Annotated in this window: 17 protein-coding genes; 8 read left to right on the forward strand and 9 right to left on the reverse strand. The window is 59.1% G+C overall.

Annotated features, from left to right (window positions below; all coding sequences use genetic code 11):
* Window positions 1-368: 368 nt before the first annotated feature.
* Genes NCHU2750_RS21795 through NCHU2750_RS21825 form a run of 7 tightly spaced genes read right to left on the reverse strand, consistent with a single transcriptional unit; the run spans window position 369 to window position 7119 of the window.
* The gene (locus NCHU2750_RS21795) at window positions 369-1298 is read right to left on the reverse strand and encodes a sugar kinase (RefSeq protein ID WP_119943873.1); all 930 of its coding nucleotides are present in this window, start codon (window positions 1296-1298) and stop codon (window positions 369-371) included.
* Window positions 1299-1307: 9 nt separating this feature from the next.
* On the reverse strand, window positions 1308-1958 hold the full coding sequence (locus NCHU2750_RS21800) for an RraA family protein (RefSeq protein ID WP_119943874.1): 651 nt from the start codon (window positions 1956-1958) through the stop codon (window positions 1308-1310).
* Window position 1959: 1 nt separating this feature from the next.
* On the reverse strand, window positions 1960-2982 hold the full coding sequence (locus tag NCHU2750_RS21805) for a C-terminal binding protein (RefSeq protein WP_119943875.1): 1023 nt from the start codon (window positions 2980-2982) through the stop codon (window positions 1960-1962).
* A 26-nt stretch (window positions 2983-3008) separates the two neighbouring features.
* Entirely contained in the window at window positions 3009-4022 is a 1014-nt protein-coding gene (locus NCHU2750_RS21810; protein WP_119943876.1) for a DctP family TRAP transporter solute-binding subunit, read from the reverse strand.
* Window positions 4023-4048: 26 nt separating this feature from the next.
* Window positions 4049-5338: a TRAP transporter large permease gene (locus tag NCHU2750_RS21815; protein ID WP_205583918.1), complete on the reverse strand. Its 1290-nt coding sequence runs from the start codon at window positions 5336-5338 to the stop codon at window positions 4049-4051.
* Between the two features lie 2 nt (window positions 5339-5340).
* Window positions 5341-5874: a TRAP transporter small permease gene (locus NCHU2750_RS21820; protein ID WP_119943878.1), complete on the reverse strand. Its 534-nt coding sequence runs from the start codon at window positions 5872-5874 to the stop codon at window positions 5341-5343.
* 48 nt (window positions 5875-5922) lie between these two features.
* Window positions 5923-7119, reverse strand: coding sequence for an L-dopachrome tautomerase-related protein (locus tag NCHU2750_RS21825; protein WP_119943879.1), 1197 nt, complete (start codon window positions 7117-7119; stop codon window positions 5923-5925).
* Between the two features lie 104 nt (window positions 7120-7223).
* On the opposite strand from NCHU2750_RS21825, the gene NCHU2750_RS21830 reads away from it, so the two are divergent.
* Window positions 7224-7976: a GntR family transcriptional regulator gene (locus NCHU2750_RS21830; RefSeq protein WP_119943880.1), complete on the forward strand. Its 753-nt coding sequence runs from the start codon at window positions 7224-7226 to the stop codon at window positions 7974-7976.
* Window positions 7977-8520: 544 nt separating this feature from the next.
* Here the strand turns inward: NCHU2750_RS21830 and NCHU2750_RS21835 are convergent.
* Window positions 8521-9399, reverse strand: coding sequence for a LysR family transcriptional regulator (locus tag NCHU2750_RS21835; protein WP_162939747.1), 879 nt, complete (start codon window positions 9397-9399; stop codon window positions 8521-8523).
* Window positions 9400-9569: 170 nt separating this feature from the next.
* Here NCHU2750_RS21835 and NCHU2750_RS21840 point away from each other — a divergent pair, with 170 nt between their 5' ends.
* From NCHU2750_RS21840 to NCHU2750_RS21870, 7 genes are all read left to right on the forward strand, one after another.
* Complete coding sequence (locus tag NCHU2750_RS21840) at window positions 9570-11627, forward strand: hydantoinase/oxoprolinase family protein (RefSeq protein WP_119943882.1); 2058 nt, start codon at window positions 9570-9572, stop codon at window positions 11625-11627.
* Window positions 11624-13324: a hydantoinase B/oxoprolinase family protein gene (locus NCHU2750_RS21845; protein WP_119943883.1), complete on the forward strand. Its 1701-nt coding sequence runs from the start codon at window positions 11624-11626 to the stop codon at window positions 13322-13324. Before NCHU2750_RS21840 ends, NCHU2750_RS21845 begins: the two co-directional genes overlap by 4 nt.
* 24 nt (window positions 13325-13348) lie before the next feature.
* On the forward strand, window positions 13349-14917 hold the full coding sequence (locus NCHU2750_RS21850) for an ABC transporter substrate-binding protein (RefSeq protein WP_119943884.1): 1569 nt from the start codon (window positions 13349-13351) through the stop codon (window positions 14915-14917).
* 4 nt (window positions 14918-14921) lie between these two features.
* Window positions 14922-15866: an ABC transporter permease gene (locus NCHU2750_RS21855; protein ID WP_119943885.1), complete on the forward strand. Its 945-nt coding sequence runs from the start codon at window positions 14922-14924 to the stop codon at window positions 15864-15866.
* Between the two features lie 2 nt (window positions 15867-15868).
* A complete protein-coding gene (locus NCHU2750_RS21860; protein ID WP_119943886.1) occupies window positions 15869-16750 on the forward strand; it encodes an ABC transporter permease in 882 nt (293 codons plus the stop codon).
* Entirely contained in the window at window positions 16750-18390 is a 1641-nt protein-coding gene (locus NCHU2750_RS21865; protein ID WP_119943887.1) for a dipeptide ABC transporter ATP-binding protein, read from the forward strand. Before NCHU2750_RS21860 ends, NCHU2750_RS21865 begins: the two co-directional genes overlap by 1 nt.
* A gap of 219 nt (window positions 18391-18609) precedes the next feature.
* Entirely contained in the window at window positions 18610-21399 is a 2790-nt protein-coding gene (locus NCHU2750_RS21870) for a bifunctional aconitate hydratase 2/2-methylisocitrate dehydratase (protein ID WP_119943888.1), read from the forward strand.
* A gap of 180 nt (window positions 21400-21579) precedes the next feature.
* Here NCHU2750_RS21870 and NCHU2750_RS21875 read toward each other — a convergent pair whose 3' ends face one another.
* Window positions 21580-23346 (reverse strand): GGDEF domain-containing protein, encoded by a 1767-nt coding sequence (locus tag NCHU2750_RS21875; RefSeq protein ID WP_162939748.1) that lies wholly within the window; start codon window positions 23344-23346, stop codon window positions 21580-21582.
* Window positions 23347-23382 lie beyond the last annotated feature (36 nt).

The raw sequence follows: 23382 nt of genomic DNA on the forward strand, positions 1-23382 counted from the left end.
GGGTTCGATCGCGGCCGCCCTCACTTCGTGAGGGTAGCTCCCGCGTTCATCGTCGCCATAAAGTTTCTTGGTACAGGCGAAAAACCAGAACTTTGAATTAGCACACAAGGATGCAGCGGACCTATCTACCGAATCGCCGGGGGCAGATCCTCTCAAGACCTTCTTACCGTGGCTGGGCACCCATACACTGTGACCACGAACCAATCAGCCATCTCTTATCGACACACACGCATCTACCGGCTCGGGGGACACCAAGCTATCTTTCCAAGAGGTTTTCCTTCACCCTTCAATCCGGTCTGGAACTGCTCCCGATCGTCGATCGACAGAGAGCGCGAGTCAGGTGATCGTCTTCGGCAAGACTGCGTCTCTCAGTGTGGTGCATTGAGGAATGCTTCGACTTCGGATCTCCTTGGTATCGGAGCAACGGCCCCGTATCCGCATGTCGAGAGTGCGGCTGCGGCGTTGGCATAACGTGCGGCCTCGATCGGTGATCTTCCCTCGATGAGCATCGCCAGAAACGAACCATCGAATGTGTCGCCAGCCCCGGTAGCATCCACGCTCGCGACCTTGTAGCCCGCAATCTTCTGCCGGTTGCCACGTTCGGCTACCAGAACCCCGTCCTTGCCCATTTTCAAAAGGCAGAGGGAGGCGCCAAGATCCAGATAGAAGCTTGCGATGTCGTCCGGATCGGATAGTCCGGTCAGGACCGTTGCATCTTCCAGGCTCGGAAAGATAACATCACAGAGCGGTATCGTCGCATGGGTTATGGCTCGCGCCCGCGCCAGAGGCCACAGTTTGAGGCGAAGATTGGTATCGTAGGCCACCTTCACGCCTGCCGCCCGTGCCGTATCTATTGCTGCCAATACGCTATCGCAGGCGGTGTCGCTGATCGCCTGACTGATGCCCGAGATATGCAGGTATTTTGCCCCTGCGATGTATTTCGCGGGGATGTCCTGCGGTTTTACCAGGCTAGCAACCGAACCGGCTCGCATATAGGAGAAGACGTGGCCGTCGGGGCCATGGGTCACGAAATACATGCCGGTATGCGCTTCCGCCCGCCGCACGACATGCGACGTGTCCACGCCTTCGGCCGCCCACAACTGCATGAACATGTCACCAAAGGCGTCTTGTCCAAGGCCTGTGAAATAGCCAGCGCGGACGCCCTGCCGGGCGGCCGCTATGGCGGTATTCGAGGTGTCGCCGCCAAAACCCAGACGGTAGAAGGTTCCATCGGTACCTTCACCGCTCTGGTTGAATTCGACAAGCGGTTCGCCGAGCGCAATGAGATCCAACGCCATGACAGATCCCTAGATGCGACCGTATTTGGCAAGGCCCTCGCGCAGGGAGCCTGCCTGGATGATGAGCTTTGCTTGTTCAAGTTCACGCATATCGATGTCCTGCGACATGGCGAGCACGTCTTCGGCATGAGCGTGCGGCACTACGACGACACCGTCGATGTCGGCAACGATGATGTCACCTGGATGCACGATCACGCCGCCGATCTGGACCGGCACGTTCGAGGCGAGGGTCTTGAAGCGACCGAGCGTGGTGCCGGGACTTGCGGAGCGGGCATAGACCGGGAAGTCATAGTCGCGGCGGATTTCGGTAATGTCGCGCACGCCGCCATCGAGGATGGCGCCTTCATGCTTGTTGGCAACGGCACCCGCCGTCATCAGGCCCCCCCATACAGCGACATCGGTTTCCTCGCCGATGGAGATGCAGATCACCGAGCCGGCTTCGCTTTCGTCGATCGCATCCAGTGCATGCTGCGGTGGCAGGAACTCGTCGCTCGGGGCTTCGAGGATGGTGACCGCCGGCCCGACGATCTTGCGATCGTTGATGCGTGGCTTGATGCATTCATCCATGAAACCGCGCCTGCCAGCAATCTTGTCCACGGCATCGGCCACCGATGCGGTTGCCACTTCGCGGAAGCCGGCGATCAATTCTTCCAATGTCATCTCAAGCACTCCTGTTTGCATCTGATAATGTCTGTCGGGCCTCGCCATCCCAGCGATTGACCCAGTTCCGGGGGAGTTCCCCCGAGAATACGCGTGCGATCTCCTCGCTCGCCTTGCGGCGCAGGTCGTCGACGGACTGTTCCGAGTACCAGCCCGTATGGTCGCTCACGACCACGTTGGAGAGCGCGAAAAATGAATTGTGGGCCGTCGGCGGCTCCTGCTCGAACACGTCGAGGCCAGCACCGAAAATGCGGCCCTCCTGCAGGGCAAAAGCCAGCGCCGCACTATCGACCAGCCCGCCGCGTGACGTGTTGATGAGTATGGCGGTGGTCTTCATGCGGGCAATGAAGGCGGCATCAACGATATGCTTCGTATCGGGCGTGAGTGGCGCATGGAGCGACACGACATCTGCCTCTGCGGCAAGCCTTTCCAGGCTTGCCAGCTCTGCTCCATCCGGCGCCTCCTTCAGGAAGGGATCGAAGATGAGGCATTTTTCATAGCCGATGCCGCGGGCCTTGCGGTGGAAGGCACCGGCAATACGGCCATAGCCGATCAGGCCAAGCGTGCCACCGCGCAGGCGGTACATCGGTTCGGCGCGGGCGATATTCCAGCCACCTGCCCGGACAGCCCGGTCGCGGGTAACAACCCGTCGAGCCACGGCAAACAGCAGCGCAAGCGCCTGATCGCTGACCTCTTCCACGCCGTAATCGGGAACGTTGGCGACGTAGATGCCGCGGTCGGCGGCGTAGGGGCGGTCGATGTTGTCGACGCCAACGCCGTAACGCACGATGGCGCGGCAGCCGGGCATCAGGTCGATCGCGGTCGCGTCCACGGGGCTTTCCCGTACCAGAACGGCGTCTGCGCCTGCGACTGCCTTGCGGACGGCGTCCGCCGAGCCGTTGCAGGGAATTTCGACGACGCGCGCACCAAAGGGAGCCAGCACGGCGGCTTCGACGTCAGTCCCGCCATAGCCTTCGTCCAGTACGACGATCAGCGGATTTGGTGGCAATGGTGTCTCTCTCATGATGCGCGCGTCTTCTTTCCGATCGCTTACTTCTGGGCTTCCGCGTCCTTGACGGCCTGGAGCAGGCCGTTCACCCACTTTTCGCCGACGGACTTCTTGAGCTGCTCGGCGACGGCGGGCTGGGTCGCCTCGCGGAACTTCTCGATTTCATCGGGGGTCGGCACATAGACCTGCATGCCGACATCGGTCAGGACCTTCTGGGCCGAGAGATCCTGGGCGCGCGTCATGTCGCGGTGAATGTCGCGAGCCGGGATGACGCAATCGTTGATCGCCTTCTTTTCCGTATCGGTCAGCGTCTGGTAGAACATGTCGCTGATCAGGTAGGCGTGCAGGCTGTAGACGTGGCCATCGAGGGTGGCGTATTTCTGGCTCTGATAGAGGCTCGCCGCCATGATGTTGGTGACGCCGTTCTCCTGGCCATCGACCGTGCCCTGCGACAGGGCTGCCGGCAATTCACCCCAATCGATGGCGGACGGACTGGCGCCGAGCGACTGGACCATGGTGAGGAAGACCGGGGCCGGCTGGACGCGGATCTTCAGGCCCTTCATGTCTTCGGGCGTCTTGATCGGGTGCTTGTTGTTGGTGAAGTGGCGAATGCCGTTGTCGGCATAGGCAAGCAGGCGGATACCGGTCTGCTTCAGCATCTCGTCGGCGAAATCCTTGCCGAACTTGCCATCCAGTACCTTGTAGGCGGTGGCATGATCCGGGAAGAGATAGGGCATGGCGAAGATGTCGAACGGGCGATAGACGCTCGAAATGCCACCGTCATGCGAGACGACCATCTCAATCGTGCCGAACTTCAGTCCCTCCAGGGCATTCGTCGCATTGCCGAGTTGGCCAGCCGGGAAGATCTGGACCTCGATCGAGCCGCTCGTCGCCTGCTCGACGCAGGATTTGAACTTCAGCGCAGCGGCATGCATCGGCTGGTCTTCACGTGCAGGCTGGAAATGTTCGTATTTCAGGATTTTCGGGGCGGCCATCGCCGGCATGACGCCGAGCGAGACAAGGGCCGATGTCAAAAGTGCGAGTTTCCTGAGCATATTTTCTCCTCCATAAGCTCTGGGTATCAGTGGGTGTATCCGAACAGATTGGGCAGCCAGGTGCTCAGTCCGGGGAACAGGACGATCAGGACAAAGACCACGAGTTCGGCGATCAGCATCGGCACGATGGACCGGGCAAGCGCGAACAGCGGCATCTTCGTCACGACCGAGACGACGAACAGCACGCCTCCCACGGGCGGTGTGATCATCCCGATCGTCAGGTTGAGAATGACCACCATCGCAAAGTGCAGCGGATTGATGCCGGCGGCCTGTGCGACGGGAGCGAGGATCGGCACCAGGATGATGACGGCTGGCAGCGTATCGAGAAACAGGCCGCAGACGAGCAGGAACAGCGACACGACGATCAGCAGGCCGAGCGGCGGCAGATCGAGAGAGACGATCGCCTGGCTCACCGATTGCGGGATCTGCAGCACGGTCAGCATGTAGGCGAAGATCGTGGCCATGGAGACGACGATCATGACGACGGACGACATCAGCGCCGTCGACACGAGGATCTGCGGAATCTGCTTGATCGACAGCGTGCCGATGACGAAACGGCCGACGACGAAGGCGTAGACAGCGGCAACGGCGGAGGCCTCCGTCGGGGTGAACAGGCCGCTATGGATGCCGCCGAGAATGATGAGCGGCATCAGGGCTGCCGGAAACACTTTCCAGGACGACAGCAGGAACGTACCCCAGGCCGGGCGCGGCAGCGGGAAGGTAAAATTCTCGCGGCGGGCAATCCACCAGTTGAGGATGAGCAGCGAGACGCCGAGCAGGAGGCCCGGAATGATGCCGGCCATGAACATGCCGATGACGCTGACACTGTTGTCGGTCAAGGCGTAGACCACCATGATGATCGACGGCGGAATGATCGGCGCGATGATCGAACTTGCGGCGGTCAAGCCGGCGGCGTAACCGAGCGGATAGCCTGCCTGGCGCATCATACGGATGATGACCGAGCCCGGGCCCGCGGCATCGGCGAGCGCCGAGCCACTGATGCCGGCCATGAAGATGGCCATGATGACATTGGCATAACCCAGCCCGCCGCGGACGTTGCCGATCAGCTGACAGGCGAACTTCACGAGCAGATCGGTGATCTTGCCGCCGGTCATCAGTTCCGCCGCCAGGATGAAGAAGGGGATGGCCATCATCGGAAAGCTGTCGAGGCCGCTGAACAGCCTCTGGGCGACCAGCATGGGCGATATATGACCGCCCCACAGGAGCGATGCCAAACCGGCCCCGCCCATGGCCATGGAGACCGGCACACCGGCCAGAAGAGTGACCACAAAGACAATAATAAGGACAGCAGTCATGGTCAGCGGGCCTCCGTCGCGACCATGGCGGGAGCCTCGCCGATCGCCTCGGCCGTCTCGGCGGCATCGAAGCGGCGCGTGACGTAATTACGGAATCCGAGAAGCAGGTGCAGCATGGACAGGACACAGCCGACCGGAACGGCGAGGTAGACCATGCCGAGCGGCAGGTTGAGCACCGCTGAGGATTGCATCATCGTCACGCTGGAATAGGCAAAGCCGTACCAGGACACGAAGCCGAGGAAGACCAGAATGGCCACCGCGACGCAGAAGCGGACGGCGTGCATGGCAGGGGTGGGCAGCGCATCCTGCACCAGTTCCACCGCAACATGCGAACCGTTGCGAAGGGCAAGGCCGGCACCGAGATAGGCGGCCCAGATCATCATATAGCGGGTCACTTCCTCGACCCAGGAGAGTGAATCTCCCACCACATAACGAAGCACCACATTGGCGAAAACGAGCACGGTCATGATCAGCATGAGCACGCCGAGCACAAATTTGTTGAGCCAGATGAGGGCCCCATCAATTCGCGATAGCATTCCACTTCCTCCAGGCGGGCGCCCTCCCTAGGCGCCCGGTTGACACGTTCAGTTCAGATAGGATTTCGCCTTCACCGGCAGCTTCCAGATGGTGAAGTTCGGTACATCCGGATTGTCGAAATTCATGTCGCCATCGACCCAGAGGTGCAGATGGTTGGACATGACGTGCAGCGTGCCGTCCGGCGCGAAGGCCAGCGTATCGGGCCAGACCATTTCAGGATTGTAGGCTACCTGTGTCAGCCGGCGGGTGGACGGATCCCATTTCAGCACGCCATTCAGCTGCAGGGCGGTCAGGTAGACATTGCCGTCCTTGTCGGAGGCGAGGCCGTCGGCATTCGACGGCAGCGTCGTCTCGACCCGAACGGCCGCTTCGAGTTCGGACTCGGAGACCTTCGCATCACGCAGCAGCGCCGTCGGCAGCGAATAGAGCGTGTTGCCGGTAAGGCTCGTCCAGTAGAGCGTCTTGCGGTCACCCGACAGTGCGATCCCGTCGGCGCCGGTGCGCATGCGACCGTTCTTCAGAACCTGCCGGCCGTTGATGGCGAAGGAGAAATTGCTGTCGTCATTGGTAAATTTGGTGGCGCTCAGCACGCGGCGCGCCGTGTTGGCCTTGCGATCATAGACGATCAGGCCGCCGCAGAGCGGATCACCGAAAATGCCGCTGTCGGCGATGTAGGCAAAGCCCGACGCATTGTCGACGACAACATCGTTGAGGAACGAGCACTTCTTGTCCGAAATTTCGGGGCCGAAGGCGAGGCGCTGAACTTCCTTGTTCGCTTTGATGTTCCACAAGACGAGCTTCTCATCCTTGGGGCCGGACGGCTGGCCGGCGACATGGCCCTGATCGAGCAGCCACATCACGTCGTTCTCGTCGATTTCGAAGCCCAGCACGGCTTTCAAGCCATCGGGATTGGATATGTCATTGAGCGCTGCGGATGGAAACGGCGCAAGTTCGTACTTGTCGCCCGTCTTGACGACCTTGGAGACCGTGGCCGGCATGTCCGGGCCGCCCCAGCGGGCCGTCGTGACATACATGGAGCCGGCGGAATCGAACTTCAGCCCCTGGGCCAGGGTCTTGCCGAATAGCTTGCTCTGTTTCCACTTTTCGGCGGCTGCTGCGTCATCGAGCTTGTAGGGTAGGCTGTTCCAGCGCACGACCGGCTCGGATACCTGGTCTGCAGCAAAGGCATTGCTCGCAAAATGCAAGGCGAGTATGGCGACGAGCGCCATCTTGGACTTTTTCATGATTTCCCCTCCCAAGGAGACATCTTCCTCTCAAGATGCCAAACTGCTACCTTAGGCAGCAGTAAAACTAAGGTAGCAGTTTAATCGTGCTTGTAAAGGGGGGCATGATGAGCTCTGGTAAGAAGACTATTGCGAACTCAAAGCCGGCTTCTGGCCGGGAGAAAAATGTGACCCGGATAAGCCGCCCGAAACTACTCGTCGACGAAGTTATTCGCTCTTTGCGTACGATGATTGTAGAAGGTCGTGTTCTACCCGGTGAACGTCTTTCAGAAAATGCGCTGGCTGCCGAACTCGGCGTTTCGACGACGCCGGTCCGCGAAGCGATTGCACTGCTCAGAAAAGAAGGGCTAGTCACGGTGCAGCCGCAGTCGGGCACATATGTTTTCGAACTGCAACCAGGGGAACTGGGGCAGCTATGCGAGTTGCGGTTTGCGCTAGAGCCCGCCGCCGTGCAGTTGGCGCTGGAAGACCCATCGTCGACGCTGGCCGACAAACTGGCCGCCATCGTGCAAGATATGGAGCTTGCTTTTTCAGAGGGGCGTGTTCGGGACTATCTTGCACTCGATACTGCATTCCATGAGGCGATCATCGAGGCTGCCAGCAATCCATATATCTCCAATGCATACGCGTTGATCGGGGCAAAAATGGCTGCCTTGCGGAATCGGCTCGGTCAAGACCAGCACCACATGGAAAAGTCTAAACGCGAACACGGCCAAATTGCTGAGGCCATTCGGTTACGCGATCTTGGTTTAGCGGCACAAATTCTCGTAAGGCATATCGCTCGCAAGGAAGGCTCCTACTGGGAGCATCTTGACCCGGATAATCCTCAACGCCTCATAAATCTGGCAGGGGGCTAGCCAACCTGCAGCAAGTCTATGGTTCGGAGCCGTTTAGCATGCTAGCCGAACCTGAATAGGGCAATGAAAGGCTTTGCCCTAGCCGCTTCTGCTATCGGTTAACGCACGATCTCGGTCACCAGTTTCAGTTCGCGGACATGGCAGCTTTCGTATCTCTCGAAGTGGGACCTTGCCGGCAGACTTAGCCGCATATGACTTCCCGGCTGGACCGTTTCACATCGAGTTTTGGCCCGCGAGGTTTGCTCTTCAGCCTCCCTGTGTCGGCAGGTGCGGCGTACGTTACGGCTGTCTTCCAGACGAAGCCTACTCACCTCTACCGGCAAGGCTTCTATCCACCCCGCGCCCCCACCAAACTCCGCAACGCCTTCAGCGAAAGTGTGTCGGCATGCCGGGGGGAGGGGAGCCGTTTCGTTACGATGAAATCGAACCGCGATTTGGCACCTGCCAGGGAAACTCTGCAGCCATCAGCTCCCGTCGAAGCCCGATGCTATTCACACATCAACGCCATCTTCCAGGCGCACGGTCATTCAAGTGCCAAGGTCGTCTAAGGCCACTTCGGGAGGTTTCGTATGGCGCCGTAAAGGTCACGTTCAAAATCCACGACCGCGCGCGATCGTGCCTTGCCATCCAGCGATATGATCTGCAACTGGCTGGTCTTGAAAATCGTGCCATCCAGCGGGATGGCCTTCAACCTGCCTTGGTCGGCGATCCGATGGGCCGAAATGGCGGCGAGTATAGCAACCACCGGCTCTCTCTGAGCGATGCCGAGCCGCAGCGGCACCGAGTCGCTCTCCACCCGGATCGTCAGCTTGATACCCTCTGCCTGAGCCGCGTCATCGATGCGTTTGCGCGTCGGCGACCGGGCCGGTGCTACGGCAAGATCGAAAGGGGCGATATCGGCGACCGAAAGGCTTGTGCGATGAGCGAGGGGATGGTCTGGAGCCACGAGCGCCACCATTGGCTGTTCGTAGGAGGTGAGGATCCGAAGTTGCGGATCGGCCGGCGCATTGTAGACGATGCCGATCTCCGCGATGCTCTCACGAATGAGCTCAAGTACCTGTCGCGTATTGCCGATACGAACATCGAAGGAAATGCCGGGATGTCGCCTGTGGAATTTGCTTATGAGGTCGGGAATGATCTCGGCCGCAAGCGGCTCGATGCTGGCGATGCGCACTTCACCGACATCGAGCCCATGCAGGGCCGAGATATCGTCGCGTGCAGCAGTCATTGCCGCGAGGCAATCTCGTGCGCGCCGCAGAAAGACCTGCCCGGCATCCGTCAACGCAACGCCTCTGGGCAGTCTCGAAAACAGCTGGGTCGAGTACTCAGCTTCGATATTCTGGATCTGCCGGCTGAGCGCTGACTGTGCGATATGCAGGTTCTCCGCAGCTTCCCGAATGGAGCCCGATTCGGCCACAGCCACAAAATATCGAAGTGCGTCGAAATTCACAGATGCGATGCCGTTTTGAGATCGATTATGCATCATAAATCGACTTGTAAGATCGCTGCAAGCAAATTTAACTGAGTGGAAAGAGACAGAAACGGGGTGCCTCGGCAGCCGCTCTTCGGCGTGCCGGGCTGGAATGATCGATTATGATGATTGGTATTGATGTCGGTGGCACGTTCACCGACCTGGTGGCGTCACATCCGGTGCATGGCGTACATTTCGTCAAGACACCGTCGACGCCGGCAGACCCTTCGCAGGGTGTCCTCGACGCGCTTGGCCTCCTCGCCGAGAAGCTTGGTCAGTCGTTGGGCGACGTGCTCTCCGAGATCAGCCTGTTCATTCACGGCACGACGGTTGCCACCAATATTCTGGTCGAGAGACGCGGTGCGAAGATCGGGTTGCTTACGACTAAGGGCTTTCGCGACCTTCTTGAGATGCGCGAAGGCGCACACGAGGATCGTTATGCCCTTCGCGTGGCGCCGCCCGAGCCGATCATCGAGCGACCGTTGCGACTGGAACTTGACGAGCGCGCGGCGTTCGACGGATCTGTCGTCACTCCTTTGGATACCGGAGAGGCTGTTGATGCGATCTCCACCCTGCGCAAAGCGGAGGTCGAGGGCGTCGTCGTCTGCTTCCTTCATGCACACAAGAATTCGGAACATGAAAAGGCGGTTCGCGAGCTGTTCGATAAGGGCGACTGGAAACCTTTCGTGTCGCTTTCCCATGAGATCCTCAACCGACAGGGAGAATACGATCGTCTGTCGACGACAGCGGTCAACGCCTATGTCGGTCCGGGTCTTCAACGCTATCTGAACCGCCTGTTCGGCCGTCTCAAGGAACAGGGCATCCAGACGCCGGTTTTCGTCATGCAGTCGCATGGCGGTGTTCTGCCGATCGATGAGGCGGGCCGCCTTGCCGTGGGCGCAGTGACCAGCGGGCCGGCAGGCGGTGCAAAGGCCGGCGCGCTTTTCGCCAGGACAATCAACGCACCACGCCTTGTGACCTACGATACCGGCGGGACGACGACCGATATATGCACCATCATCGATGGCAAGCCTGTCGAGCGGGAACGCACCGATCTTTCCGGCATGCGAATTCATGCGCCGGCGATCGAGATCAATCCGATCGGGATCGGTGGCGGATCTCTCGCCTATATCGACACTAGCGGAATTCTCGCGGTCGGACCACAAAGTGCAGGCGCCACGCCGGGCCCGGCATGCTTCGGCAAGGGTGGAGATCGCCCCACATTGACCGACGCCAATCTCGTTCTTGGACTGATTTCGACTAAGAGCTTTCTCGGCGGCAAGATGTCGCTTGATGTAGAGGCTGCTCGCAGGGTCGTCTCGCGCGACATTGCCGAACCTCTGGGCATCTCCTGCGAAGAGGCGGCCTGGGCGATCCACGTTCTCGCCAATACCCGCATTACCGAGGGCATCAGGCTCTCGACTGTCCGCCGCGGGCTCGATCCGCGCGATTTCGTATTGATGTCTTTCGGTGGCGCCGGCGGCCTTCATGCTTCGTCAGTTGCCTCGGAACTGCGCATTCCGAAGATCGTCATTCCCGAGATGGCGTCGGTGCTGTCTGCACTGGGCTTTCTGGCGGCCGATGTTCGCCGTGATCTTCAGCAGACCCTCGATCGGCCGCTGTCGGCCTTTTCGCCAGAGGATTTGACCGCGACCTATGACGCGCTGAGGCAGAAGGCGACGGATGCGCTTGGTGGGACCGGTATCAACATGTCGGACACCGGTGCCGAGACATGGACCGAAGCCTTTGCCGATTGCCGCTACGAGCGCCAGATCCATACGATCCCGGTTCCAGTACGACCGGGCGACGGGCCGGCGGACATCGAAGCGCGGTTTGTCGAGATCTACGAGGGTCTTTATCGCCACTCTCATCCAGGCGAATTGGTGGTGGTCGAAACCAGCCGCGTGTCCGCCTATCAGGAACTGCCGAAGCTTCAATTGCCGAAATATCCGAAGTCTGGTCAGTCCGACCCATCGGGTGCGATCGGCGAATACAGGGATGTTTTCCTCGGCAAGTGGCAACGTATCGCCGCCTATCGTTTCGAAACCCTGGAGCCGGGCATGACTGTTCCGGGGCCTGCACTGGTGGATGCTGCAACAACGTCCATCCTGGTTGGTGAGGGACATAGCGCCCTGGTCGATGAAACACGAAGCCTTGTCCTGTCGGAGAACCGCGCGTGACCGATGTCAATCCACTCACCCTTGCAGTCGTGCGTCACAAGCTCAAGGCCGTGGCCGAAGAGATGGTCGAGACGATGACGCGAACCTGCTTCTCGCCTATCCTCAATCAGAACCAGGATTTTTCCGCCGTTGTTCTCGACCGCGATATCCAGACGATATCGCAGGCCGAACGCGTTCCTATCCACATGGGCGCCATGCCCTTGGCGGTTCAGTTGATGGCGGACAGCTTTGCCGATGATCTCAACGAAGGTGATGTCCTGATCGCAAACGACCCCTATTGGGGTGGAAGCCATCTCCCGGACGTCACCCTGGCGATGCCTTTCTTTCACGAGGGCATCCTGCGCTTCTGGGTTGCCATAAGAGCCCATCAGGGTGATATCGGCGGCATTTCGGCCGGCGGCTACAGCGCTTCGGCAAAAGAAATCTGGCATGAAGGCCTGCGTATTCCGCCGGTGAAGCTCGTCGACAAGGGGCAGTTGCGCGCCGATTTTCTGCGGATGATCGCCACCAATTCCCGCAAGGCTCAGGATATCGAGGGCGATCTTCTGGCACAGTTCTCGGCCGTTCGTATCGGCTGTGAACGCCTCACGGAACTCTATGACCGATACAGCGTCGAAGATGTCGCGGCCTGCGTTGCATCCATGCTGGATGGCGGCGAGAAGGTGATGAAGGAACTGCTGAACTCCTGTGTCCAGGGCCGACACGAAGGGCTCAGCCACATGGAATATGCCGCGGCGCCCGACGGCTTGCTGCCGGTGCCGGTCTCGATAACCATCGAGGGCGGAAAAGCGGTGGTTGATCTCACCCGCTGCCCGGATCAGGTCAGTGCCTTCATCAACAGTCCCTTCGCCAATACGCGCGCCGCGGTGATGGTGGCGTTCCTCTATTTCAGTGGCGACGACCAGGGGCTGAACGACGGAAGTGCGCGGGCAATCGAGATCAGGACACGCAAGGGCAGCCTTGTCGATCCGATCGAACCCGCTCCGGTCGCAGCCTGTACCTCTTCGACAGCCTGCACCTTGATCGAAGCACTTCTTCAGGCACTTGAAGGGGCAGATCCCAAGCGCGCCATTGGCGGCTTTGCACGCCGGTTCCGCTTCGCCATCGCCGCATCCGACAGGGAAGGGCGCCCGTTCATCTGGCACTATTTTTTCAACAAGGGTGGCACCGGCGGCAATTCCGATCACGACGGCTGGTCCAATATTGGCGGCCTGCATAATCCGGGCGGCACGGCTTCGCCTTCTATTGAAAGCACCGAAGCGAACTATCCGCTGGTCATCGAGGAATACAGTCTCGTCACCGATGCGGGCGGCGCCGGGACAAGGCGCGGCGGTCTTGGTGGCCGGCTGCGCATGCGTTACTCAGGGGAGGGGCCAGCCGTTGTCAACGCCTCGGGCGAGGGCGTGCATGTTCCCCCGTTCGCTAGCGACAATGGCGAGGCAGGCCCCGGCCATCAATATTCGATCGCCTATAAGGATGGCACGGTCCGGACGCTCGGTGTTCATGACAGCGGCATCATCATCAATCCCGGAGATGTGGTGAACTGCATCTCCGCGGGCGGCGGCGGACATGGCGATCCACGTCTGCGGCCTGCGGAAATGGTGCGCCGCGATGTCGAATTCGGATATATCAGCGCCGACACCGCCTTGCGGGTCTACGGCGCGGACAGTGAAAGCATAAAGACGATAAACAGCTGAGACAATTGTCACAAGGGGAACGTAATGACGGAATTCATGCTTACGAGACGCAACCTCATGCAATCGCTTGCCGCCTTGCCTCTGGTTGGAGGAACTGTCGCGATCGCCGGTAACGCAGTTGCACAGGTCTCCGGAAAGACGCTGACGCTCGCCATTCCGAACAGTCCCAATACGCTCGATCCCATCAATGCGGTCCTGCAGGACCCGATGGTCATCAATCAGTGCATTTTCGAGAACCTGGTCGAATATGACGTCGATGGTGTGCTTCGCCCTCAGCTCGCCAAGGCGCTCCCGACCATTTCTCCTGACAAGCTGACCTACAGTTTCGACCTGCGTGATGACGTCACGTTCCAGAATGGCAAGCCCATGACATCGGAGGATGTCAAATACAGTTTCGAATCCATGCTGGACAAGAAGCGTAATGCCGCGCGCCGCGTGATTTTCGAAACGATATCCAAGATCGAAACGGATGGACCGCATCGCGTCCACATCACGCTGTCGGAGCCCTATGCACCGTGGCTGTCCTTCCTGACGAAATATATGGGCATCTGGCCCGCCGGTTCGCGCGAAGAGCTTGGTGACGAGCATTTCAAGCTTCATCCGAAGGGCGTCGGTACCGGCCCGGCAATCTTTGATGAATGGGTTCCGAACCAGTATGTCCGGTTGAAGAAGAACCCCAACTACTGGGACAAGTCGCTTCCCCACTGGGATACGCTGGTGGTCAAGTTCGTGCCCGAGGATGCGACGCGGACTGCATATCTTCTGACGCGCCAGTCGGACATTGTCGGTGCGCCGTCCCCGCGTGACTTTGCACGCCTCTCCAAGCAGCCCGGCATCACCGGTGCCAGCCGGGCAACTTTCGGCGGCTGGAGTTCCATCATGATGAACAATGCCAAGGCACCGTTCGACGATGTGAACGTGCGCCGCGCCGTCAACTGGGCAATCGATCGCGAGAAGCTGGCCAAGTTCGCCTTTGTCGGCATGGTGGATCCGTGCACCATCCCCGCGGCTCGCGAATCCTGGTGGTTCGACAGCCAGGCCAACGACATGATCGGTTACGATCCCGAGAAGGCGAAGTCGTTCCTGGCACAGTCCAAATATGCCGGCAATGCCGCTTTCGAGATGGTCCTGCCTTCCACTCCCTATCTCCTGGACCTCAAGGACGCTGCAGTCGCCATCCAGTCCCAGCTGCAGGCGATCGGCATCACTTGCACGCTCAAGATGGTCGAGCCGACCGCGGCACTCGGACAGGCGAAGAAAGGCGAATACCAGGCCTTGTTGATGAACCTGACATCGCCGGGCGAGCCGACCTATCTTGTCGGCCAGAACTTCCGTCCCAACCAGCCCTATTCCAAGGTCTCCGGTTATGCTGACCCGATGATCGGCGATCTGTTGAAGCAGGCCTATGCAGAAAACGATCAAGCGGTGCTGAAGCCCATCTATGCGAAAATGCTCCGCAAGATCGCCGAGGATTGCCCCTATGCCTGGCTGGGCTTCCTTAACTCCGCCAACCTCTGGCAGAGCCGGGTGGAGGATTTCAAGGTCAATCAGGGCATTACGATGGATGTGCGCTCCATCGGACTGAAAGCCTGACGGTATGCTTGGCTATTTCCTCCGGCGATTGGGGATCTCGATCTTCGCCATTGCCGTCGTAAGCCTCGTGCTTTTCGTGCTGACATCCGCCATCCCGGAATCCCCGGCACGCATCGTGCTGGGGATGGACGCGACTGACGCGCAAGTCGCCCAGTTTGAGCATCAGCATGGTCTCGACCGACCGCTGCTTGTGCTTTACGGCGAATGGGTAGGCAATCTCGTCCTTCACGGTGACCTGTCGACATCCGTGGTCAGCGGCCTCAACATGAACGAACAGATTGCCAGTACCCTGCCGATCACGCTGGAACTGGTGATCGTCGCATTTGTCTTCACCGTTCTGCTGTCGCTTCTGCTGGGGATCGCCTCGGCCATCTGGCAGGATGGCTGGATCGATCATGTGGCCCGTGTGTTCACCGTTATCGGGGTGTCGGTTCCCGGTTTCTGGAGCGCTTTGCTGCTGATTCTGTTTTTCGCAGTTCGGATTCCGATCTTCCCGCCGGGAGGCATCACATCCATCGAAGACGGACTTGGACCGCATCTTCTTTCTCTGGTTCTGCCCGCCTTCTGTCTCGGCATCTTCTACACAGCGATGCTGAGCCGAATGATGCGCTCGAGCCTGATCGATACGCTTGGCCGCGACTATATAAGGACGGCCCGGGCTGCCGGTTTGCGGCGCGGGCGCATTCTTCTCTACGCCATGAAAAACGCGCTCGTGCCATTCGTGACGGTCGCGTCCATGTCTTTCGGCTACATGTTCGGTTGGGCGGTCATCATTGAGGCGGTGTTCAATATCGCCGGCATGTCCGGATCGCTTCTCAATGCGATCGCACAGCGCGACTATGCGATGGTGCGAGCGATCGTTCTGGTCCTGACCATCATCTTCCTTCTCGCCAATCTTCTGGCCGATCTGGTCAACGCCTGGCTTAATCCACGCCTGAGAACGAGGTGACCATGAAAAAGCTTGTTCGATCTCTGGGTGGTGCCACCGGCTTTGCCGGCATGGCCATTATCCTGACCATGATGATCATCGCGCTGGCGGCCCCGTTGCTGGCGCCTTTTGATCCGGTCAGCGTGTCGTTGGACCAGCAATTGATGCCACCCGGCTGGCCTCATCTTTTCGGCACCGACTCGTCCGGCCGCGATATCCTCAGCCGCGCGATATGGGGGGCGCGACCATCCCTGGAAATCGGCATCGGTTCGGTTGTCGTCAGCCTGATCTGCGGGCTTCCGCTTGGCCTCTTTGCCGATTTCTATAGCGGTACTTGGCTCGAACAGTTGATCATGCGAATGCTGGATGCCGTGTCCGCCATTCCGACGCTCATCTGGGCGATTGCTATCGTCGGCATCCTTGGGGTCGGCATCTCGCATCTCGGTCCTCTGGCTTTCAGCAATCAGGCCAAGGTAACCATTCTTCTCGGTCTGCTCTACGTGCCGGGCATCGCCCGCATCGTCTATGTCGCGACGCTTGCGGAAGCACGGGCGGATTATGTCGCGGCCCGGCGGCTGCAGGGCGTGCGCGACTGGAAGATCATATTTGGCGATGTCCTGCCCAATGCACTTTCGCCGGTGATCGTCCACGCCACGCTTCAGATCGCGGTCGGCATCATCCTGGAGGCGGCGATCAGTTTTGTCGGCCTCGGTATCCAGCCTCCGGAACCAAGCTGGGGTAATATGCTGGCGGATTCACGCAATTACGTGTTTTCCGGAGAATGGTGGCTTTCGGTCTTTCCGGGCCTGCTGATTTCCCTGACCGTTATCGGCTTCAATCTCATGGGAGATGGTCTGCGCGACCTTCTCGATCCGCGGCGGCAACTGACGACGGGTTCGGTTTGATGAGCGCAGACAAGACAGTTCCCTTGCAGGCCGGGCCGCTATTGGATGTTCGCGGGCTACAGATCAAGGCGCGTACCCATTCGGGATTGGTCCCGCTCGTCAGGGACATCGACTTTTCCCTCGATGCGGGCGAGACGCTGGCCCTGGTCGGAGAATCCGGGTCGGGCAAGAGCCTGACCGCACTCAGCATCATCGACCTGCTGCCGACGGGCGTGATCCGGACGGCGGGGACAATCCGCTTCGGCAACCTCGCCATCGAGACATTGCCACAAAGCCGGTTGCGTGCCCTCCGTGGCAAGGAGATCGCCGTCGTCTTTCAGGATCCGCAAAGCTCGCTCAATCCGGCTTTCACGGTCGGACAGCAGTTGGCCGACGCGCTGCGCGCGCATCTGCCGATGAGCAAGACAGACGCGATGCGTCGAGCCACCGAGCTCCTCGATCTGGTCCGCATACCGTCCGCTTCCGCCCGCGTGCATTCCTATCCGCACGAGATGTCGGGCGGGCAGCGGCAACGTGTTGCGATCGCCATGGCATTGGCCTGCAGCCCGAAACTGCTGATCGCCGACGAGCCGACCACGGCACTCGACGTTACCGTGCAAGCGCAGATCATGAGGCTCTTGGCAGATCTTCGCCAGGAGCTTGGTCTTGCGGTATTGATGATCAGCCACAATCTGGATCTGGTCTCCGAAATCTGCCATCGGGTCGCCGTGATGCAGAATGGCGAGATCATCGAGCAGAAGGAGGCGGCAAGGCTCTTTGCGTCGCCCGAGCAGCCCTATACCAAAATGCTGCTCGACTGCATTCCCCGCCTGTCGGATCCGATCATCAAGCCGGTGCGGATGTCGGCGCCGCCGACTGCGCTGCAACTGGAGAACATCGACAAGAGCTTTACACTTCGCGGTGGCTTTTTCTCGAAATGGATCGGCAAGTCACAGCAGTTGAAGGCACTGGACAATATCAGCCTGACCGTCAACGAGGGTGAAATTCTCGGCATCGTCGGTGAGAGCGGCAGCGGGAAATCGACGCTCGGCAGGATCATCGCCCGCCTCGCGACCCCAAGCGGCGGCTTGCTGAAATTTGCCGGCGAGAATTTACCTGCCAGCAAGGCCCGCCAAGCGAAGCTCGACGTCCAGATGATCTTTCAGGACTCCGCTTCATCCCTCAATCCACGCAAGAGAGTGAAGCATATCCTTGGCGAGGCTCTCAAGGCTGCCGGAGTGCCGAAGGAAAACCGCAAATCCGAAATTCAGGGCCTTTTGAGACGCTGCGGGCTTTCTGAGATGATGGGCGAACGGTTCCCGCACGCACTTTCCGGCGGCCAGCGCCAGCGCGTGAATATTGCGCGTGCGGTTGCGATGAAGCCCAGGATCATCATTGCCGATGAGCCTGTTTCGGCGCTCGACGTGTCGATGCAGATGCAGATCATCGAGCTTCTGCGAAAGCTGAACGAGGAGACCGGTGTCACCCTGGTCTTCATCAGCCATGACCTGGCCCTGGTCCGCAAGATCTGCGATCGGGTGGTCGTCATGAATTCCGGGACGATCGTTGAAACCGGCGATCCCGTCGCCGTGGTCGACGCTCCGCAGCACGTCTACACGAAGTCGCTCATCGCAGCAGTGCCCAGGTCACAATTTGAATAACGCCGGATTTGCTGAGGCCTAGCTGCCGATTTTTGAGGTATCGTCACCATTTGCAGTAAAAAACATGAATTTAAAATACCACTTTTTTACTGGAGTGCGGTATCTTGTCACACGATCATGGCTGGCGTAATCCAGATCCGTTATGCCTTGGGCTGACTACGAATTTCGTTTGGTGGCGCTGCTTTTCAGCGCTCAAAATGCCATCACGTTGGGACTGCGATGAACCTTTACTTGGACTACCTGGCTGAGATCAAAAGCAGAGAAACTCAAGGGCTCGCGCCGAAGCCGATCGATGACGGCGCGCTTGTCGCCGAGATCATCAAGCTGATCGAGGATGCGGGCAGCGAGCATCGGAAAGATGCCCTGCATTTCTTCATCTACAATACGTTGCCGGGTACGACCAGCGCAGCGGGCGTGAAGGCGGCATTCCTCAAGAAAATCATTCTCGGCGAGACCATCGTCCCCGAGATCACTCCCAAATTCGCTCTCGAACTTCTTTCCCATATGAAGGGCGGACCGTCGGTGAAGGTTCTTCTCGACATCGCCCTTGGCGATGCGCCGGCAATTGCCGCGCAGGCAGGAGAGGTCCTGAAGACCCAGGTCTTCCTTTACGATGCCGACATGTTCCGCTTGCGCGATGCCTACAAGGCAGGCAACGCCGTCGCGAAGGGCGTGCTGGAGAGCTATGCCAAGGCCGAGTTCTTCACCAAGCTTCCCGATGTCGAGGACGAGATCAAGATCGTCACCTTCATCGCCGCCGAAGGCGATATCTCGACGGACCTTCTGTCTCCCGGCAATCAGGCGCATTCGCGGTCGGACCGTCAGTTGCACGGCCAGTGCATGATCACGCCGGAAGCGCAGGCGGAGATCGTCGCGCTACAGAAGCAGCATCCCGACAAGCGGGTGATGATGATCGCTGAAAAGGGCACGATGGGCGTGGGTTCGTCGCGCATGTCCGGCGTCAACAACGTGGCGCTTTGGACGGGCAAGCAGGCAAGCCCCTACGTCCCCTTCGTCAACGTGGCACCGATCGTTGCAGGCACCAACGGCATCTCGCCGATTTTCGCCACAACCGTGGACGTGACCGGCGGTATCGGCCTTAACCTGAAGAACTGGGTGAAGAAGACCGGCGAAGACGGCAAGCCGATCCTGAACAACGAAGGCAATCCGATCCTCGACCAGAAGTTCTCGGTCGAGACCGGAACTGTTCTGAAGATCGACGCCAAGACCAAGAAGCTGCGTGACGAGAATGGCGAGGAACTGGTGGATATCGCCTCCTCCTTCACGCCGCAGAAGATGGAGTTCATGAAGGCGGGCAGCTCCTACGCCATCGTTTTCGGCAAGAAGCTCCAGACCTTCGCCGCCCAGGCGCTCGGCGTCGAGCCGACGCCGGTATTTGCGCCGAACAAGGAAATTGCCATCGAAGGTCAGGGCCTCACTGCCGTCGAAAAGATCTTCAACCGCAACGCGGTGGGCGTTACGCCGGGCAAGATCCTGCATGCAGGTTCGGACGTTCGCGTGAAGGTCAACATCGTCGGCTCGCAGGATACGACCGGCCTGATGACAGCGCAGGAGCTCGAGGCGATGGCGGCAACCGTCATCTCGCCGCTGGTTGACGGCGCCTATCAGTCGGGCTGCCATACGGCATCCGTCTGGGACAAGAAGGCCCAGGCGAATATTCCGAAGCTGATGTCCTTCATGAACAATTTCGGCGTCATCACCGCGCGTGACCCGAAAGGCGTGTACCATTCGATGACGGACGTCATCCATAAGGTGCTCAACGACATCACCGTGGATGATTGGGCGATCATCATCGGCGGCGACAGCCACACGCGCATGTCCAAGGGCGTGGCCTTCGGTGCCGACTCCGGCACGGTGGCATTGGCACTGGCAACCGGCGAGGCGACCATGCCGATCCCGCAGTCGGTCAAGGTGACCTTCAAGGGCACGATGCATCCGTACATGGACTTCCGCGACGTTGTCCATGCAACGCAGGCGCAGATGCTCAAGCAGTGTGGCGACAACGTCTTCCAGGGCCGTATCATCGAAGTGCATATCGGTACGCTGCTGGCCGACCAGGCCTTCACCTTCACCGACTGGACGGCTGAAATGAAGGCCAAGGCCTCGATCTGTATCACCGAGGACGAGACGCTGATCGAGTCGCTCGAAATCGCCAAGTCGCGCATCCAGATCATGATCGACAAGGGCATGGACAATGCCGCGGCTACACTGAAGGGCCTGATCGACAAGGCTGACCAGCGCATCGCCGAAATCCGTTCGGGTGAAAAGCCTGCGCTCTCTCCGGATGAGAATGCGAAATATTTCGCCGAGGTGGTAGTTGATCTCGACATTATCGACGAGCCGATGATCGCCGATCCCGATGTCAACAATGCCGATGTCTCCAGGCGCTATACCCACGACACGATCCGCCCCGTTTCCTATTATGGCGGCACCAAGAAGGTCGATCTCGGCTTTGTCGGTTCGTGCATGGTGCATAAGGGCGATATGAAGATCGTCGCACAGATGCTCAAGAACCTGGAAAAGGATACGGGCAAGGTGGAATTCAAGGCGCCGCTCGTCGTCGCGGCTCCGACCTACAACATCATCGACGAATTGAAGGCCGAAGGGGATTGGGAAATCCTCCAGAAGTATTCGGGCTTCGAGTTCGATGACCTGAAGCCGAAGACCACCAATCGCACCGAATACGAGAACATCCTGTACCTCGAGCGGCCGGGCTGCAATCTCTGCATGGGCAACCAGGAAAAGGCGGAGAAGGGCGATACCGTACTGGCCACCTCGACTCGTCTATTCCAGGGGCGCGTCGTAGAAGACACCGCTGAAAAGAAGGGAGAATCGCTTCTCGCCTCGACGCCGGTAGTGGTCCTGTCGGCGATTCTTGGAAGGACGCCGAGCGCGGAAGAGTACAAGGCAGCGGTCGAAGGAATCGACCTCACCAAGTTCGCTCCGCCGAAGGCAGCTCCGATCGATTCCCTGTCCGTTCAATACTAAGGATAGCGGTGACATGTTGTGCCGAAAGGGCGGCCGATTTCGTCGGCATGCCCTTTCGCCAAGCGCGTATTTGCTTTCCCATCAAGCGTCATTGCCGTGAGGTTCAGTTTGCGGCAATGGCTGGAGTCCGTATCGCGGATGCGAACCGATTGATCGGCAAACGCAGCGCCGGTCGCGGTTTTATGATCCGTTCGATTGATGCGGCCTCTCAGCTTTTGCGTCCTTTTCTATGGAGATCGGTGCTTCAAGGCAGACGCAATTGCGGCCAGCGGACTTGGCTGCATACAGAGCCTTGTCGGCGGCACGAAACAGGTCGTCGGAGCTTCTGCCCGGCCTGCTTTTCGCGACTCCAAAGCTGGCAGTCACATTCAATGTCTGATCGGGGCTGATGGTTATCCCTGTATCGGCTATCGCTTCGCGAAGAGATTCGGCGACGCGTCTCAGCACTTCGATATTTGCGTTTTCGATCAATATTGCGAACTCCTCTCCTCCGAACCGCGCGACGATATCGCCTGAGCGCACATTGCGGGAAAGAAGCTGGGCAACCGACTTCAGTACGGTGTCACCAGTGGCATGGCCGTAGGTATCATTGATGCTTTTGAACCGGTCTATGTCCACGATAATCAGGCCGACATCTGGCTTAGCAACAACTCCATCGCGAGAGGGGGAAAACCTCTGATCGAAGCTGCGGCGGTTCAGCAGCCCGGTCAGACCGTCCGTCGTCGCTTGAAACATAAGCTGCGCGGTCAGTTGCTGTCGCTCCAGGAGCTTTGCTCGCAGGACGTTGAGCGCCGTGAATACTTCCTCGATCTCGGCCCTACCTTTTTCGGGGGGCAGATCGGTATCGAGTTCTCGATCCTCCGCCAGCAGAACAATATGGTCACGCGCTTTCAGCAGAGGCTCGAATATCATTCTTTGCGTGCCAACCAAGAGCACGACGTCGATGAGCACGATGAGTACTGTGAGGACAGCGACCCAGAAGAACCAAAGCGAGGCCGAATGCAGCTCACGATCTGCCTTTTCCAGCATCAGATTGAGGTAAGAGAGGCGAATTTGCTCGAGCGGTGCGAAAGTCGGCACAATGGCATCGGTCATCGTCGCTGTCGTGAACGAGAAGTTTCCGGTTGCCGCCTCCCTTTCCAGGCGGTCGACGATATCCATCCCATCGCCGAAAAAGATGACTTCGACATCGGCAATGGACTTGGAAAGCGACGGATATCGTTCCAGATGTGGTCTCGTTAATTCCCACAGCTGACGAATTCGGCCGAAGGTCTGTTGCAGTCTCTTTTGATCGTCGGCGGTAATGGCTGCGCGTTTGGCGATATAGGGCGTCAGGATCGAACCGAGGCGGCCGGCAAAATCTCGGATTTCGAAGAGATTCTGGCCGATCAGCGCCTGATCCGCCAAGCTCTCGCCACTGCCATTCGTTTCCAGTGCGGTCGCATTGATAAGCGGGCGAATGGCATCGACGGCATTGAGCATTCCGCTGATCGCTTCGCGGATCATTCCCAGGTCTCGGTCCGCGAAAGGTCGAGCAAGAAGTCTGTCGACCTTCAGCCTCGCCTCCGCAAGCTCGGTCTTGGTTCGCAACAGTTCATTCTTCCCCTTCTCCGGGTCAAGCTGGGTGATGCGCTGCAGACTTTCATTGCTATTGGCTCGGAACTTTATCAGGCGCTGTGCTACTTCCGAACTTGGGGCAAAATCCCCTCCAAGCATCGTGTTCGTGGGGCCACGCTCGGCTGATATGACGTTGGCTGCGATCAGGACTTCACGATAGAGCCTAAGCGCTTGATGGCTGCGCTTCGCATGCAGATAATGGCTTGCTATCGTGATCAAGAGCGCTGCGGCAAGCGCCAGTGACAAGCCAAGAAGAGTAAGGCAGCCATAGGCCACTTGCGCGCGCAGTGCAGTTTTCCGAAGCGATAATCTTTCGATGATACGCGGCACTCCCAAAGGCCACTCCTCCTTATGTGATTGGTGCTC

Source organism: Neorhizobium sp. NCHU2750 (assembly GCF_003597675.1).
In the GTDB taxonomy this organism is placed as follows: Bacteria; Pseudomonadota; Alphaproteobacteria; order Rhizobiales; family Rhizobiaceae; genus Neorhizobium.